General features: G+C 59.5%; 15 protein-coding genes. 11 read left to right on the forward strand and 4 right to left on the reverse strand.

What is annotated here, in order from left to right:
• Window positions 1-1,121 (forward strand): galactitol-1-phosphate 5-dehydrogenase (locus KDL09_RS09885; RefSeq protein ID WP_294384351.1); only part of this gene is annotated, 1,121 nt, incomplete at its 5' end.
• A 5-nt stretch (window positions 1,122-1,126) separates the two neighbouring features.
• The gene (gene lspA / locus KDL09_RS09890; RefSeq protein WP_294384353.1) at window positions 1,127-1,657 is read left to right on the forward strand and encodes a signal peptidase II; all 531 of its coding nucleotides are present in this window, start codon (window positions 1,127-1,129) and stop codon (window positions 1,655-1,657) included.
• A gap of 1 nt (window position 1,658) precedes the next feature.
• Here lspA and KDL09_RS09895 read toward each other — a convergent pair whose 3' ends face one another.
• A complete protein-coding gene (locus KDL09_RS09895; protein WP_294384355.1) occupies window positions 1,659-2,723 on the reverse strand; it encodes a hypothetical protein in 1,065 nt (354 codons plus the stop codon).
• A gap of 336 nt (window positions 2,724-3,059) precedes the next feature.
• On the opposite strand from KDL09_RS09895, the gene KDL09_RS09900 reads away from it, so the two are divergent.
• The 3 genes from KDL09_RS09900 (at window position 3,060) to KDL09_RS09910 (ending at window position 5,035) form a co-directional block, all read left to right on the forward strand.
• On the forward strand, window positions 3,060-3,758 hold the full coding sequence (locus tag KDL09_RS09900) for a hypothetical protein (protein ID WP_294384357.1): 699 nt from the start codon (window positions 3,060-3,062) through the stop codon (window positions 3,756-3,758).
• 103 nt (window positions 3,759-3,861) lie between these two features.
• The gene (locus tag KDL09_RS09905; RefSeq protein ID WP_294384358.1) at window positions 3,862-4,053 is read left to right on the forward strand and encodes a hypothetical protein; all 192 of its coding nucleotides are present in this window, start codon (window positions 3,862-3,864) and stop codon (window positions 4,051-4,053) included.
• 70 nt (window positions 4,054-4,123) lie between these two features.
• Window positions 4,124-5,035, forward strand: coding sequence for a bifunctional riboflavin kinase/FAD synthetase (locus KDL09_RS09910; RefSeq protein ID WP_294384359.1), 912 nt, complete (start codon window positions 4,124-4,126; stop codon window positions 5,033-5,035).
• 45 nt (window positions 5,036-5,080) lie between these two features.
• Here KDL09_RS09910 and KDL09_RS09915 read toward each other — a convergent pair whose 3' ends face one another.
• The gene (locus KDL09_RS09915) at window positions 5,081-6,001 is read right to left on the reverse strand and encodes a ThuA domain-containing protein (protein WP_294384361.1); all 921 of its coding nucleotides are present in this window, start codon (window positions 5,999-6,001) and stop codon (window positions 5,081-5,083) included.
• A gap of 115 nt (window positions 6,002-6,116) precedes the next feature.
• On the opposite strand from KDL09_RS09915, the gene KDL09_RS09920 reads away from it, so the two are divergent.
• The 5 genes from KDL09_RS09920 to KDL09_RS09940 all read left to right on the forward strand — a co-directional run bounded on the left by KDL09_RS09920 (window position 6,117) and on the right by KDL09_RS09940 (window position 11,046).
• On the forward strand, window positions 6,117-7,379 hold the full coding sequence (locus KDL09_RS09920) for a CNNM domain-containing protein (protein WP_294384363.1): 1,263 nt from the start codon (window positions 6,117-6,119) through the stop codon (window positions 7,377-7,379).
• 51 nt (window positions 7,380-7,430) lie between these two features.
• The gene (locus KDL09_RS09925) at window positions 7,431-8,369 is read left to right on the forward strand and encodes a CNNM domain-containing protein (RefSeq protein ID WP_294384365.1); all 939 of its coding nucleotides are present in this window, start codon (window positions 7,431-7,433) and stop codon (window positions 8,367-8,369) included.
• A gap of 90 nt (window positions 8,370-8,459) precedes the next feature.
• Complete coding sequence (locus KDL09_RS09930) at window positions 8,460-9,056, forward strand: non-canonical purine NTP pyrophosphatase (protein WP_294384367.1); 597 nt, start codon at window positions 8,460-8,462, stop codon at window positions 9,054-9,056.
• A gap of 2 nt (window positions 9,057-9,058) precedes the next feature.
• A complete protein-coding gene (locus tag KDL09_RS09935; RefSeq protein ID WP_294384370.1) occupies window positions 9,059-9,925 on the forward strand; it encodes a phosphodiester glycosidase family protein in 867 nt (288 codons plus the stop codon).
• 47 nt (window positions 9,926-9,972) lie between these two features.
• Window positions 9,973-11,046: a M42 family metallopeptidase gene (locus tag KDL09_RS09940; protein WP_294384372.1), complete on the forward strand. Its 1,074-nt coding sequence runs from the start codon at window positions 9,973-9,975 to the stop codon at window positions 11,044-11,046.
• Here KDL09_RS09940 and KDL09_RS09945 read toward each other — a convergent pair whose 3' ends face one another.
• Both KDL09_RS09945 and KDL09_RS09950 read right to left on the reverse strand, forming a co-directional pair.
• Window positions 11,047-13,572: a hypothetical protein gene (locus KDL09_RS09945; RefSeq protein WP_294384374.1), complete on the reverse strand. Its 2,526-nt coding sequence runs from the start codon at window positions 13,570-13,572 to the stop codon at window positions 11,047-11,049.
• Between the two features lie 5 nt (window positions 13,573-13,577).
• Window positions 13,578-14,477: a hypothetical protein gene (locus tag KDL09_RS09950; protein WP_294384376.1), complete on the reverse strand. Its 900-nt coding sequence runs from the start codon at window positions 14,475-14,477 to the stop codon at window positions 13,578-13,580.
• 101 nt (window positions 14,478-14,578) lie between these two features.
• On the opposite strand from KDL09_RS09950, the gene KDL09_RS09955 reads away from it, so the two are divergent.
• Window positions 14,579-15,202, forward strand: a 624-nt coding sequence (locus KDL09_RS09955; RefSeq protein WP_294384379.1) for a hypothetical protein, incomplete at its 3' end; no start/stop codon positions are given.

Genomic DNA, 15,202 nt, shown 5'->3' on the forward strand with positions numbered 1-15,202 from the left:
CCATGAAAGCGCTCGTCCTCACCGCCCCCTCCGAGTTCAACTACGACATCAACTTTCCCGATCCCACACCGGGCCAAGGCGAAGTGCTGGTCAAGGTGCAGGCCTGCGGCATTTGCGGCAGCGACATCCACGGCATGGACGGCCGCAGCGGCCGCCGCCAGATGCCGATCGTGATGGGCCACGAGGCGGCTGGAGAAATTATCGCACTGGGCGAGGGCGTGACCGGTTGGAATATCGGCGAGCGCGTCACCTTTGACTCCACCGAGTATTGCGGCGAGTGCGATGAGTGCAAACAGGGCTATGTGAATCTCTGCCCGAACCGCAAGGTGCTGGGCGTCTCCCCGGGCGAATATCGACGTCACGGCTGCTTTGCCGAAAAGATCGCGCTACCGACCCGCATCCTCTATCGCATCCCCGAAGCGCTCTCTTATGAGAAGGCCGCCTTTGCCGAGCCGGTATCGATCGCGCTTCACGCGGTGAATCTCGCGGACGGCGTGGAAGTGGGTGAGGCGTTTGTCCCTGCCGAAAGCTCCTGCGGCGACGAAAGCTGCGAAGGCTGTGATTGCGATGGCGAAGCCAAAGGCGGCATCGCCGTCGTGGTGGGATCGGGTTTGATCGGCCTGCTGGTCATTCAGGCACTCAAGGCACGCGGCTGGGAAAAGGTGATCGCCGTCGATCTCGATGACAGCCGTCTCGAACTGGCCCGCAAGCTCGGTGCCGATGAAGCTTTCAACGCCAAGCAGGAAGGCCTGGCCATGCACATCCGCCAGATTTGCGGCGGCGACGGCGCTGATGCGAGTTTCGAAGTCGTAGGTGCTGCTGCGCCTCTCGATCTCGCGATTCGCAGCGTGCGCAAAGGCGGCCAGGTGGTGCTCATCGGCAATCTCCAGCCCAACACCCCTTTCCCGCTCCAGGAAGTCGTTACGCGCCAGCTCACGATCAAAGGCTCGTGTTCCTGCGCCGGCGAGTACCCTGAAGCGATCCGCCGCATTCAGGACGGCAGCATTCAGGTCGAGCCGCTGCTCAGCGCCGTGGCTCCCCTCGAAGAGGGCGCCGGCTGGTTCAAGCGTCTTTACGACAACAAAGAAGGCCTGCTCAAAGTGGTGCTGCAGCCAGCTTGATCCTCATGATCCGACTTTTCCTGCTGCTCTCGCTGCCGCTCTACATCCTCGACCAGCTGACGAAGAGCTGGATCGTGGCGAACTTTCGCCTCTATGAGAACGAGCAGGAAGTCATCCCGGGCATCTTCTGGCTGCACCACGCCGCGAACACCGGCGTGGCCTTCGGCATGTTCAACGGCACGCAGTATGCGAACTACGCCTTCACCGCCGTCTCTCTCGGCGCGCTCACGTTCATCTATGTGATGCACGGCAAAGGCCTGTTTCCCGGAAAAATGAGCCGGGTCGCTGTGGCCCTTCTGGTTTCCGGGATCTTCGGTAATCTCACCGATCGCCTCTTCCGCAACCATGACGGCGGCCGTCTCTTCGACGGAACCTTTCTCGATGGTTACGTGGTCGATTTCCTGAAGTTCGACTTCGGCTTTCCGCCGTTCCACCCTTGGCCGTCGTTCAACGTCGCCGACTCCTGCGTCGTGTGTGCTGCCATCCTGCTGGCTTTGGCCTCGTTTTTCGAAACGCCGGAGCCGAAGAAGGCTTGAGTCATTCCATAGGCACGGGCGACCAGCGGTAGATGCCGTCCAGCCATGACAGGCTGCCCACCGGCGTGGCCTTGCGCTTCGTCTCCACCCAAAGGAAGCCTCCTGCGCGCTTCAGGCTGACGGTGATGTCCTTTGCGTCTTCCGGAACCTCCGCCTCCACGAAGACAGCCTCCGCCGTGCTCTCGCCGTTTTTGGATTTCACTGCATCCGGTGAAATCTGCCCCGACAAATCGGCCCCCTGATTCTCATTCACCCGCGTGCAGGAAAGGTTCACACGCAGCCTGCCATCTTTTGCACGGCGGATGCTCACATGCCCGCCGAAGCCGTCATCGTACTCGCCGTCCCATGCACCCGCACTTCCGAGTCCGGGAGCCTGCTGCGCGAATGAATAAGCCAGAGCCGTCGCTTGAGCGAGTTTGAGCCAGTACTGGACATCCTTCTCAGGCAGGGCGTCGCCTTTGTCCGAAGCAAAAGGCTGATTCGACTTCACCTTCACCGGCTCCGGAGCCTGATAAGCAATCTTCATCCAGCGGCTCAGAAGCGCAGGCCAGCCTGTCTTCCAGTCCGCCGCCACCGGTTTGTCCGCCCCCGGCCACATGCGCGAGGCCGTCTTCAATGCAGCATTCAAGCGATCATCCGCCGCTTGGAACTCCTTGCGGGCCAGTTGCAGACGTTTCTCATCGCTCACCCGGCGATAGATCCCGAGTATCCCCGGATCCTGAGGCATCTTCTGCCCGGGCCGGAAGCTGATCTCCATTTTGGATTCACCTCCTTTGGCGATGAAATACGATCCGCGGTCCTGCCCTTCATCCACCAGCGCGGCAAAGACGACCTGATTGTCCTTTCGGGTTCCCTGCCCCATCCACGCAGCCGTCGAACCCGGATCGGCAGCCCAGCGAATTCCCACCTCCACGCCGCTGGTCGAAGTGCTGCGCAACGTCAGGTAGCGCTGCCCCGCCTCGTCATAAAAATGCGAAACAGGTGCTGGCTCCGCCATACAGCTACCAGCGAGAAACAGCCCGGAGGCAAAAAGTCCGATCAAGAGCGAAGGCGGTGGTGGATTCATCGGCAGGGATTCTCACAGACGCTGTGATCGGCGCAAGAATTAGAAAAAGCTGTTTTCACAGACTCTCTATAATGATCGTATTTTTCGTCTAAAAGGTTCCAAAAGTGGCTGACGGAGATGATTTTCCAGACGATTTCGGTCTCAAAACTCGAACTTGTTGAGGTTATCACTGAAAGGCTCCATTTCTTAAACAATTGTAAATCAATAAACTGAGTCACTGACTCAGTGACCAAATTATCAAATTTACAATTTTATGAGTTATTTCTGATATGGTTGTTGCATTGATTCTAATTTCTGTTATAAATACTAGCAGAAACAAGAACCGCACAACCAGCCATGAAAACACTCATCCGCCTCACCATCGCAGCCAGCCTCATCGCCGCCGCCACGATCGCGAAAGTTCAAAATGGTTATTATGCCGCCGGTTACTATGCCGCCCCTCAGGCTCAGGCAGCTTATCAGGCTCAGCAGCAGGCCAACGCCCAAGCTTGGGCCGCCTACCACGCCCAGCAGGCCAACGCCCAGGCCTGGGCTAACTACTACGCCCAGCAGCAGGCTGCCCAGCAGGCCGCCGCTCAACGCGCAGCAGCCCAGCGCGCAGCCCGCCCTGCCGTCGCCGGCAACTCACAGATCCGCTTCGACGGCCGTTTCGCCGCCGTCGGCCAGACCGCCCCTCAGGCCCTTCAGTTCGCCGTTTACGCGGCCAACACCCTCCAGAACAAGCCCTACGTGCTCGGTGGCGGCCATCGCAACATCGAGGACAGCGCTTATGACTGCAGCAGCAGCACTTCTTACGTCCTGATCAAGGCAGGATTGCTGAACCGCTGCCTGTCCAGCAAGGAGTTCGCCACCTATGGCCAGGCTGGCGAAGGCCGCTTCATCACCATCTGGGTGAAGCCTGGCGAGCATGTTTTCATGACCATCTGCGGTCTTCGCATGGACACGAGCGGCCAGGTTGCTGGCGAAGGTCCCCGCTGGCGCACCAAGGGCCGCAGCTACGCTGGCTTCAGCCCTCGCCATCCTTTTGGCATGTAATTCTCATTTTTGTGACTCGATTCTCACTCACGAAATCAAAAGCTGCTTCAAAACTGAAACTCATCACCAAAATCACCTCGAAATTCTCAAATCTACAAATCATATGAAAACCAACACCACCTTCTCCACCGCCTCGAACAGCGAAATCACCCTCGGCTGGACCTCAATGCCCGCCTACGGCGAAGTGATGAACCAAGTCATCGGCACCTCCCACACCGACGTGCAGAGCAGCCTGAAGCTTGGCAAAAAGAGCCTCTTGAAGTCCTTCTGGAGCACCCTGAGCAACATCAAGTAAGCAGCACGAAGCGCTGATCCCTTCGCCTTGCGCTCTGCTTTGCCACTGGTATGGCTCAAGCGTCCCACGCATGCAGGTTCTCCGCTCCATCGAAGCCCTTTCCTCCCTTCCCGGCCCCCTCGCTCTCGCCGTAGGTGTTTTTGATGGGATTCACCGCGGACATCAGGAGGTCATTCGCGCCGCCCAAGAGCATGCCACCCAGCACCACGGCACAGCAGTCGTCGTCACGTTCGATCCCCACCCCATTCATGTGATTCGCCCTGGTTCGGCACCCAAGCTCCTCTGTGGCCCAAGACACCAGCAGCTGGTCCTTTCTCAAATCGGCATCCCCTGCCTGCTGGCCTGCCCTTTCACCGCGGAGACCGCCCAGACGCCGGCCCGCGATTTCATTCAACAGCTAGTAGACGCCTCGCAGCCGCTGGGCTGCATCTCAGTCGGCTACAGCTGGAGTTTTGGCCACAAGCGGGAAGGAAACATCCATCTGCTCATGGAACTAGGCCAGGAACACGACTTCGCCGTGTACGGAGTGCCACCATTGAGAATCGACGGCGAAGTCGTCAGCAGCACCCTGATTCGTGAAGCCATCTCGAACGGAGATTTCGGCAAAGCCGCCACGCTGCTGGGTCGCGACTACTCGGTGTTTGGCAGCGTGGTCGAGGGCAGGAAGCTCGGTCGCCAGCTCGGCTTTCCCACCGCCAACGTCGAAGTCGAAAACGAACAGCTTCCGCCACTCGGCGTTTATGCCGTCGAGGCCCGCATCGACGACTCGTGGCTTCCTGCCGTCGCTAATCTCGGACGCCGGCCTACTGTCGCTGAAAACGCCGAACCATCGCTCGAGGTACACCTGCTCGACTGGAGCGGCGACCTGTATGGAAAGGACTTGGAAGTGCGCTTCACGCGCCTCCTGCGCCGCGAAATGAAATTTGGAAGCCTCGAAGAACTCAAGACACAGATCGCTCGCGACATCGCGGCAGCAAAGTAGCTTTGTGGCTGTGCAACAAGGACTGCCTGTTCCACAGGAACAGGGCTACTTTGCTAACGGTTTCTTCGGTTTTGGCGCTTCCTGCTTCGGATAACCTTCCAGCTTCACCACGCTCACGGCTGTTTCCGATGGAAAATCCGCAGGAATCGCAGCAGTTCGTTCCACTTCACCCGTGGCAGCCCACTCGGTGCCGCGCTGCAGAATCGTATAGAAGCCGCGATCCAGCATCGAGTAGTCCGCATGACCGAGGGTCGTGTGAAACACGCGGCCTTTGTGATAGCCCAACACCATGTTATTCGGCTCGCTCACCGCTGTGAGATCAGACACCGAAGTGCTCAGCACGTCCACATTCTCCGCCGGGCCGCGCAGCTTGCTGTACAGCTCATCCTTCGCATGCATCCAGCGCTTCGGCAGTCCGCGGGTGATCGGATGATCCGGATTCTGAATCTCGACCACGAACTCATGCTGCGCACCGTGCGCGCCGCCATTCCCTGTACTCGTGTCGCGAAACAGCTTTCCGTCTTTCACATAGAGCCAGGGGCCGCTCTTTTCATTGCGCCCGCCCCAGCCGCCGACACCGATCATGTCGTTGTATTCCTTCCAGTCGGGGAACGAATTGTTTGCCGCATGTACCGAGACGAAGCCGCCGCCGTCCGCGACATACTTTGTGAACGCATCGCGCACGTTCTGCGGCCACGGTTCACCGTTGTAGTTGCTCACCACCGCCTGATAGCTGCTGAACTCCGGCTTCCAGGCATGCCAGGCATCTGGGGGCGATCCTTTGGAAGGCGTCGTGCTGACATCCACCGTGAAGGCGCCGCTGCCCTCCAGCGCGTTCTTCAAAACCGGTGTGGTGATGTCCCACTTGTGATTGTTCTGACCGTCCACAATGAGGACTTTCAACTTGTCCGCCGCCTGGAGGCTGACGGTGGTAAAAACGATGAGAGCAAGGGCGATGGAGCGCATGGTTGAGGCGTTGCTATCAGTCCGGCGCTCTTTTGGCAAGAACGAACACACTGCCATCGCTCGTTATTCCCTTGACCCTATGTGCTGCCACCGCCCACACTGAGGAGTCCTCTCGATGTCCCTGTTTGTTGCCTCTCTCCTTTATCTCGCCCTCTTGCTGCTGCTCGCGGTGATCTCCGCCACGGAAACAGCCATTCACAGTGCGCGTGACATCGAGTCGCAGCTTGTGGCCGCCGGAGAAGGGCACGTCGCGAAAAAGCTTCGCGCCATCACGGCCAATCCCTTCGCGCAGTTGCACCGCACGCTTCTGCTATCCGCCGCGCTCAATCTCGCCCTCGCCGCTCTTGGTCTGTGGATCGTCACCGGCCCGCTGCGTGCTCTGGGCTGGAATCCTTGGATCACCGCATCTGTGCTTTTTTTGGCAACAGTCCTGCTAGGAGACATGGCCCCGAAATTTTTTGCCGCACGCAACCCCTCCGTGGTTTTGCTCGGCAGTCTTCGCCTGCTGAATCCTCTGAGGAGCGTGCTCGACCCGTTCGCCGCGTTCACGGACCGGGCCACGGATCTGCTGCTGCAAAAGCTCATCACACGCCATGTCAAAACACGCCTGCCTGTCACGCGCGATGAGTTTGAGACGCTCGTCGAAATGCGCCAGGAACAGGGGCTTATCGACAGCGATGAAAGCGCCATGATTCACGAGGCGCTCGACATCGAAGCGCTCACCGTGCGTGATTGCATGATCCCGCGAGTCGACCTCGTGCTGATGAGCAGCGAGGACCCGCTGGAAAAGACCACGGCCATCCTCGAAAAGTCCTCCAGCCGCTTCGTCACCGTTTACGGCGAAACCCCGGACTCGGTCGAGGGTGTGATCGACACAAGCGCCTGGAAACTGGCGAACCGCCCGCCATGGCGTTCCCTGCTCCGCACACCGTCCTTCGTGCCAGAGACCATGCCCGTGCTTGAGGCTCTTGAGCATCACTTGCAAAGCGATGAGAGACCAGCGCTGATCGCAGATGAATACGGTGGACTCGAAGGCATGATCACGCGCCGAGAGATCGCCGACTGGCTGCTCTATGAAGCCGCTCCCTGGCATGGCGAAGCCTCGGAAATTCGAGATCTGGGCGGCGGACGTTACCTGCTCGACGGCGGAACACGCCTCGATCATATCACAGAAGAACTCGACCTCGATCTCGTTGCGGAAGGCATCGACACCATCGGTGGGCTTGTCTTCAACCACCTCGCCCACGTGCCAAAAGCCGGCGAACGCATCACCATCGCAAACACCGACATCAAGGTCCGCCGCATCGTTCGCGCGCGCATTCAGGAAGTCGAACTCCGCGTCCCGCCGAAACCCGCCGAGGAAGCCGGTCAAATCTGACCCACGCATTCAGCTATCTGTCATCCGCCACTCTGACTTCAACATCTCATCGTGACCTGGTTCTTTCTCATTGTCTGCCTGGCCCTCTCCTTCATGCTTTCCGGTCTGGAGAGCGCTGTGATGGCGGTCAGCCGCGTGCGAGTCCGCCATGCCGCCAGTGAGGGCGACCGCCGAGCGCGAAGTCTGCTGCCGCTGCTGGAAGACCGTGATGCCCTGATCGGGTGTATCACCGTGGCCAATCATCTGACCAATCTCACCGCTTTCATGCTCGTCGCTTTCCCGGTGATTCACCAGGCCAGCTTGTGGGGCTATGTCCTCGCATTCGTCATCGCGTTGCCCGTGTTTCTCATCGGCCTCGAGGTCATGCCGAAGAAGCTTTTCCGCCGCTACCCTTTTCGTTCCATGCGCAGCATCTCGCCGCTTGTCCATCTCGTTGGATTGGCGCGTCCCTTGTTTCGCGTGGTTGCCGGCGCACGACCGTCTGCTGACACCAATGAAGTGCCGAGCGAAGCCCGCCAAATACGAAGCCGTGACGATTTGAAAGCGCTCGCGCAGGAACTTGCGACTCAGCACCAGCTTTCTTCCAATGCAACGCGCCTCATCGAACGCGTGCTCGACTACAAAAGGTTGCGCACCGCCGACGTCATGCAGCCGCTGGCACGCAGCGTCGCCCTCGCCGCCGAAATTCCGGTCAGCACCGCGCTCATCGTCGCCCGTGAGCAGAACTGCACGGTGCTCCCGGTTCTGGGGGACACCGGCAGTTTTATCGGCGTGCTCGACACCTCCGAGCTGCCCGCCACCATTCCGCCCGACCGCCTGGTGCGACATCACATGCGCACGCTCGATGCCATCCCCGGCAGCCTGCCTGCGCTCCATACGCTGCAGCGACTGCGCAAATCAGGCCGTCGCCTCGCCATCGTTATCGATGAGCGTCAGGCTCCTCTCGGTCTCGTCACGGAAGAGCGACTGCTGGAGCCGTTGATGCGGTGAGCAGCACCGCGGAGTAGTGGAACAATGGAGATGGATAGTTGAAGCCTCCTCTCCATTCATCAACACTCCAGCCATCCATCAATCCACTCCATGCCCGCGCTCGTTTTCGCCACCTCCAACGCCCATAAGACCGAAGAAGTCGCCGCCATCCTTGGCAGCGAGTGGCAGGTCGAAGATCTTCGTGCACATCCCGGTGTCACGCTGGATGAAGAAACGGGAGACACCTTCGAGGCCAACGCGATCATCAAGGCCGTGAGCGGCAGTCGGGGCGTTCCAGGCGTGCTGGTTCTTGCCGACGATTCCGGACTCGAGGTCGATGTCCTCGGTGGCGCGCCCGGCGTGCACAGTGCTCGCTATGCGGGCGAGACCGCCAATGCTGCGGACAACCGAGTCAAACTCAAAGCCGAACTCGCGAAGCTGCCGCAATCCGATCCCTTCACCGGTCGCTTCCATTGCTGCATGGTACTCGCACGTGACGGCGAGGTGCTTCATGTCACGCACGGCAGCGTCGAGGGTCGTCTCATCGTCGAGGAACAAGGTGAAGGCGGCTTCGGCTACGATCCCCTTTTCATTCCGAATGGATTCGGTGAAACGTTCGGCATTCTTCCTGCCGCAACAAAAAACCAGCTCAGCCATCGTGCCCGGGCGCTTGCGGCCATGCGCCAGCAACTCACCAACTTTCTTTGATCATGCGCCGTTTCGTCGTCATCATGGCGCTCGCACTCGTGGGTTGTGCTCAGCCGCCTCCACCCGTCGCAACTGACAACCGCCCGCCGGATCTCGCGCCACGCTATCCCTCTTGGGATGAAGTTCCAGCCCCCACGCAATTCCCTCCGACCGAGGCCAACTGGCATCCGCTTTCGCCCGTCGAAGGCCAGCAACTCGTCGGCGGCGCCTCGCTCACCAAGGTTTCCGTCGCCCACCATGGTCGTTCGCTCGATCTTCAGCTCATTGTCTTCGACAGTCGCAGCTACGACCTCAAAGTGATCGACCAACCCGAGGACTGGGCTGGCGGAGGCAGGATCAAGGACTGCATGCGTCGAGCGAACGCTGTCGCCGGCGTGAACGGCGGCTTCTTCACGCCACAGTTCACCCCGATGGGCCTCATGATTGCCGATGGTCACAAGACAGGCACATGGCAGCCGAACAAACTTCTCACGGGCGCCGTCGTCGTGCATCGTAAGCCACAGTTGCTCTGGAATGCAGAAACTCGGGCGACCGACGATGCCAGTCATTTCATTCAGGCCGGCCCGCGTCTCGTCGATGCCGGACGTCCGGTGCCGAAGCTCGAACGCAGCAAGCATGTGACGCGCACATTCATCGCTACAGACGGCGGTCACCTCTGGGCTCTCGGCATCGCACACAGTATTAGCCTCGGCGAACTTGCCGAAGTGCTCGCCGCATCCGGCACACTCCCAAACTTTCGCATCCATCGCGCTCTGAATCTCGATGGTGGACGCTCCTCAGCCATTTACTGCCGCACTGCCGAAGGCCATGAGATCGTTGAATCCGGCTGGAGCACCGTGCGTAATTATCTGGGCATTGTCCCACGTTAAACCACCCGCCACGATCCACGCATTTACGCATTCGTCATTCTCGCCCCATGTCCCCTTCCTCCCGCACCTTCCTCCTTGATCTCCTCTCCACTCCCAGCCCCACGGGGTTTGAATCCCGCGGACAGCGCAAATGGGCGGCCTACACACGCCAGTTCGCCGATCGTGTGGAAAGTGACGCCTACGGCAGCGCCTGGGCCACGCTTGATGGACGTTCTGACGGGCGCCGACTCATGCTCGAAGCTCATGCCGACGAGATCGGTTACATGGTGAAATACATTTCAAAGGATGGCTTCCTGTTTGTCGATCGTGTCGGAGGCAGCGATGTCGCCACCGCGCGCGGACGCCGTGTCGATATCTTCGGTGACAAAGGCACGGTGCGCGGCGTTATCGGCAACATCGCCATCCACATTCGAGACCGTGAAGACGAGAAGGTGCCAAAGGTGCACGAACTGGCCATCGACATCGGTGCCTCGAGCGACCGGGAAGTCGCCAAGGCCGGCATCCGCGTCGGCCATCCCGCCGTCTATGCCGACGGCGTCGAAGAGATCGGCATCGACAAACTCTGCGGTCGCGCTTTGGACAACCGCATCGGCGGTTTCATCATCGCTGAGGTCATGGCGCGTCTGTCCAAGCGCAAGACACGCCAGCATGTCACCGTCCATGCGGTCAACGCCGTGCAGGAGGAGATCGGCGGACACGGCGCGCGCATGATCGCCCACCGTCTCATGCCGGACGTTGCTGTTGTTCTCGATGTCACCCATGCCACCGACACTCCGAACGTTGATACCAAAAAACACGGAGCAGTGAAACTTGGAGGTGGTCCCAGCCTCACCCATGGCAGCGCGAACCACATCGAAGTCGTCAAGCGACTGATCGAAGTCGCCGAGAAAGAAAAGATTCCTCTCCAGCACGAGGCCTCCTCGCGCTCCACCGGCACGGACACTGATGTCATCTTTCATCAGCAGAGCGGCATCCCCAGCGCTCTCGTCTCGTTGCCTCTGCGTTACATGCACAGCGTCGTCGAAATGGCCCACCTCGACGACGTCGAATACACGATCCGTCTCCTCACCGCCTTCGCCGAAAGCATGAAGCCGAAAGATGAGTTTCGAGTGAAGCTGTAACTAAGTCAGCTCACAGGCGGTGACTTCAAATAAAATGCCCTGGAGGTGAAGTTTGTCGCCAACCTTCAAAGGCACCACGTCACCGGCTTCCAATACGGTGCCATTGCACTCCAGCGTTCCCTTGGGCGCTGCTTCAATCCAGAATGTGCCGGCATGGCGATGAAATCGCGCGAAGACGCGCGGCGCGGACGGATCGTCAAAAAGAAGGTCGCCGTTTTCATTCAGAGCCAGACCGACTTCGCTAAAAACCCAGGCGGCCTGAAAGGGCAGCACGCCGCGATCCATGGCTCGGATCAAAAAGGCACCACGCCGCTTGGAACGCTGCGGGTCAGCGGCGGGCCAGCCTTCAACCTCAGGCGACTGTCCGGATGATTTGACCTGCCGAACCAGCAGTGGGTACTCACCTGCAAGCAGCAGGCTTGAAGGAAGCGGCAGCGGCTCACCTGAAGAGGCCGCGTGATCACCAACCTGCGAAGGGTTCGTCACATCCTGTTCTTCAAACACCAGATTTCCCTCCTGCCACTTAAGCGTGGCCTGATGACGGCTGATGCTCATGGTGCGGGCATCATTGACATTCGAACGCGGCCTGAACTGGGCCACAAAATCACTGTGACCCATGCCACGCCCCAGCCGCAATTCATCCGCTGCACTCAAGGCGAGCACATCCGCAGCGGCATTCTGTGGCATAAGACGCAAACGCACCGCAGGTGCCAGCGGCACGGCGCGCCAAGGAGGGGGCACAGAAAGAGATGGCGGCTCCTCCAATTCATCACCCCGCCCCAAACTGACCTCACGACCGGTGAGTTCGGTGAGAATCTGGTCCAGCAGCTGAACAAGCGTCATCTCACCCGTGTTTTGATCTGCATTCAGTGCCCGACGCAGCACACCGTTTACCTCGGCGCTGATTTCAGGCACGGCAGTGAAGCGTACGACCCCCTCGCCTCCCAGACTGCCGCCATCCTGGCCAAGCAAAAGAAGAGTCAGCCGAGCGAAATGCACGACGGGGTTGGGCGGCAGCGCTGCGGGCGCCATGACGGCCTCGACGATCATCTGAGAAGCGTCAAGCATCACCAAAGCACGGGCATCAGTCTGTCCGGCAGCCACTGGAGCGAGCCAGAAACGATCGAGCGTACTGGCCAGCAGACGTCGCTGAACACAGGACCAAAGATTTTCATAGGCATCGAAGATGCAGCGCAGCAGCCCGGCAGCTTCGACAGGAGTGAAGGCCCGGCGCTCACGCAGCTCGTCTAGCAAAGAGGCCCCAGCAGGCAACGGACGCGCGACATGCAGGGTATGCGGAGCCGTTACGATCGCGGCAGGGCGAACGATTAGCTCTGGAGAATTCGAAAGGTCATTGCTGGATGGTGCCGCAGGAGAAGACTTTTGCAGCGCCTGCAGCATGCCATTGAGCACACGGACAGACTCGGCGGTCTCTCCAGACACATCCACGCTGGTGAGCAGCACCGGCCCCAACGAAGGGTGAACGGCTGACACGAGCCGCCAGCAGGGGCCGTGACGCAATTCCCGCGTAAGCGTGTAGCCCGGCGGAAGGTCGGCGAGAAGATCCCTGTCTTTCAGCGGCACGACAGGCGTGGTCACCGCCTGCGATCGCGTCAATTGAACGCCTGTCGGACGCGCCGCCGTCTCTCGCGATGTACCATGTAGCGTAGCGGTGGCCGCTGAAGTCGGAGCGTGGACACTGGTGGTGACGCGATAAGATCCTGTCGTTTCATCGGCGAGTGCGGTGAACTGGCTGACGAATTCCTCCACGGATTCGAAATGATGCCTCTGAGTTCCAGCAAGCGCAGAACGCAGCAATGTGTTTTGATGACTGTTGAGGGCGGGAATAGAACGGAAACGTTCGTTTTGCGAAGGAATACTGCTCGCAGCTGAGCCCAGCATCTCACAGCAAAGAGCGGCCAGCGGTGAAACATAGTCCCGGGAGCTTGTTGGAATGACAGGCTCGTCAGCCGCAGCGAAAGAAGCCGGATTAAAAGCCATCGTTTGCTGAGGCATCGCCATTTGCAGCGTTGCCACACCAAACAAGGGCATGTCCGGGGGCAGCAGCCAGGCACGACCTGCATTCAAGTCCACACAGACCTGTGCGGCATTGATGAGCAACCGCGGCCAGCCGTCGCGCACGGCTGCCGTTGCCGCTTCCGCGAGGCAGCTCATGATCCATCCGGCCTGCGCCGGAGTCAGACTCTGACGCGTGCGCAGACACTCGCGCAGCCCCTCTCCCTGAATGACAGCGCACTGCCAGTGAAACTCGGCCTCGTAAACCGCGTCCAGCAGGCCGATCAACGCCGGAGAACCTGGATGCTTCATTTTTTCCCCCACCTGGCGCTGCAGTTCGAGGCAATCATCCGGCAAAGGGCCGTACGATGCACAGGAGACCAACAGCAACTCATTACGATTTTTCATCCGGCCCGAGAAACGCCGATGAGGCCCGCTGCCCGAAGGCAGACGTCCGTGCATCTCAAAGCGGGCAAAGACCTGCTCCTCCAACTGGCTTTGTGCAGACATGCAGCTCAGTCGAAGCGGATTTGAACATCCTTGGTCACCGGCATCAGCGGTGCAGGAGGAGCTTTGGGTACGGGTGTCGGCGCGGCTGCCGGCTTCGCAGGTGCTGCCGGGTTATTGGCCGGAGCGGCAGCGACCGCCGGTCTTCCAGGAGTTTGGTCCCATTGAATAACGACCGTGTTTGCAACAGGAAGTGGTGAGGCCGGAAGGTTGGCAGCGGCCGCAGGAGAAGCAGGCGCAGCCGTTGGCTGGGCCGGTGTTTGCTGCGCGAGCACAGGTTGCGTCGGCTGGGTTTGAGGCGGAGGCGCGCCAAGATGCTTGGCGATGATCTCCACGCTTGGAAGATTCCAATTACCCTCGAGATCGGCCTCGACGGGAAATGCCATGTTGTGCATCTGCCCATCAGAACCAAGCACCCCAAAGACAATTTCGCTGCGGAAACCAGACTGGACCTTTTTCACGGTGATTTCCTCCAGCGAAGGGCCGGAGTGACGTGCCTGCAGACTGTCGCTCAACACTCCCATCTGCTTCATGAGATTCTCCTGCACCTTCTTTGCATGCTCCCTGAAACTGCCGCCGGATTCAGCCGGTTTCACCGGTTGTCGACGCGCTGCTGCAAGCTGGGCCTCCAGTTCGGCAACATGCTTCTGACTCTCTTGCAGACGCTCTGCCATGCCGCTGTCAGCTGCGGCGGAGGCCGTGGCAGCAGCCGCAGAAAGCTCTCTGCGTGCTGTGTCTGCTTCCAAAGCCGCCTCGGCGGCCTTTTTCTCCGCCACTGAAACTTTCTCACGCAACATGCGCAGTTCCCTCACCTGCTCCTCATCCTCCATGCAGCCAGAGAGAAACAACGGGCAAAAGAGAGCACATGTCCAAATGCGCAGGGCGATGAGAATTTTTTTTGAGATCATGGCTGATTTGTGGCTTGACCAACTGTGGACTCGAAGGCTTGATTAGTGTAATCAAAACCAGCGGGTTTGAAAGTAAGTAAATCAAATGACCTGATCGCCGCATGCACCGGACCGTCATCACTCTTTTTCTCGCACTTGTCACGCTGTGTCCGGCCAATGCTCAAAAAGCAGCTTTCAACGTCGCCGAGGCCCAAAACGCTCCGCTCGGCCTGCCCAGCCCGATGGACAAGTTCCTCGCGCTCGACATCGCGCTCGGCGAAGGCACTGTTAAATGGTCTGACGTGCTGAAGGAACTTTCGGTAAACGCCGACCTTCGTAAACTCACCGTGGAGTCTGACGTGAGCCTTGCCTTAGGAGTCCGAATCGCCGATGGCGTAATGGCAGTCAAAGCCCGCGATGCCAATGCGCTCAACGACTGCGCAGCGGACATTGAAGCGCTGGCCAAGAAACTTCAGGTAAGCGAGGAGGAATTGGATCGTGCAAAAAAAGCCCGGGCTCTCGCGAACAAGGGACAGTGGTTGATGGTCTTCTGGGAACTTGGCTGCCTTCAGGTGGACATCATGCGCTCGTTGAACAAAAAGGGAAACGAGAAGCGCCGCACGCTGATCATCGCAGCCGGATGGATGCAAGGAGCGCATTACGCGGCGTACGTCATAAACAAGCGCTACACGCCAGCACTCTCCAACTGTCTGCGCGAACCCATGCTGGTGAAAGCCATGCAGGAA

Origin of the sequence: Prosthecobacter sp. (genome assembly GCF_020439865.1) — a bacterium.
GTDB lineage: Bacteria > Verrucomicrobiota > Verrucomicrobiia > Verrucomicrobiales > Verrucomicrobiaceae > Prosthecobacter.

What these genes read in the sequence shown, in the direction of transcription:
- lspA (WP_294384353.1), top strand. Translation starts at nt 1,127, where the DNA reads ATGATCCGACTTTTCCTGCTGCTCTCGCTGCCGCTCTACATCCTCGAC.
- KDL09_RS09895 (WP_294384355.1), bottom strand. Translation starts at nt 2,723, where the DNA reads ATGAATCCACCACCGCCTTCGCTCTTGATCGGACTTTTTGCCTCCGGG.
- KDL09_RS09900 (WP_294384357.1), top strand. Translation starts at nt 3,060, where the DNA reads ATGAAAACACTCATCCGCCTCACCATCGCAGCCAGCCTCATCGCCGCC.
- KDL09_RS09905 (WP_294384358.1), top strand. Translation starts at nt 3,862, where the DNA reads ATGAAAACCAACACCACCTTCTCCACCGCCTCGAACAGCGAAATCACC.
- KDL09_RS09910 (WP_294384359.1), top strand. Translation starts at nt 4,124, where the DNA reads ATGCAGGTTCTCCGCTCCATCGAAGCCCTTTCCTCCCTTCCCGGCCCC.
- KDL09_RS09915 (WP_294384361.1), bottom strand. Translation starts at nt 6,001, where the DNA reads ATGCGCTCCATCGCCCTTGCTCTCATCGTTTTTACCACCGTCAGCCTC.
- KDL09_RS09920 (WP_294384363.1), top strand. Translation starts at nt 6,117, where the DNA reads ATGTCCCTGTTTGTTGCCTCTCTCCTTTATCTCGCCCTCTTGCTGCTG.
- KDL09_RS09930 (WP_294384367.1), top strand. Translation starts at nt 8,460, where the DNA reads ATGCCCGCGCTCGTTTTCGCCACCTCCAACGCCCATAAGACCGAAGAA.
- KDL09_RS09935 (WP_294384370.1), top strand. Translation starts at nt 9,059, where the DNA reads ATGCGCCGTTTCGTCGTCATCATGGCGCTCGCACTCGTGGGTTGTGCT.
- KDL09_RS09940 (WP_294384372.1), top strand. Translation starts at nt 9,973, where the DNA reads ATGTCCCCTTCCTCCCGCACCTTCCTCCTTGATCTCCTCTCCACTCCC.
- KDL09_RS09945 (WP_294384374.1), bottom strand. Translation starts at nt 13,572, where the DNA reads ATGTCTGCACAAAGCCAGTTGGAGGAGCAGGTCTTTGCCCGCTTTGAG.
- KDL09_RS09950 (WP_294384376.1), bottom strand. Translation starts at nt 14,477, where the DNA reads ATGATCTCAAAAAAAATTCTCATCGCCCTGCGCATTTGGACATGTGCT.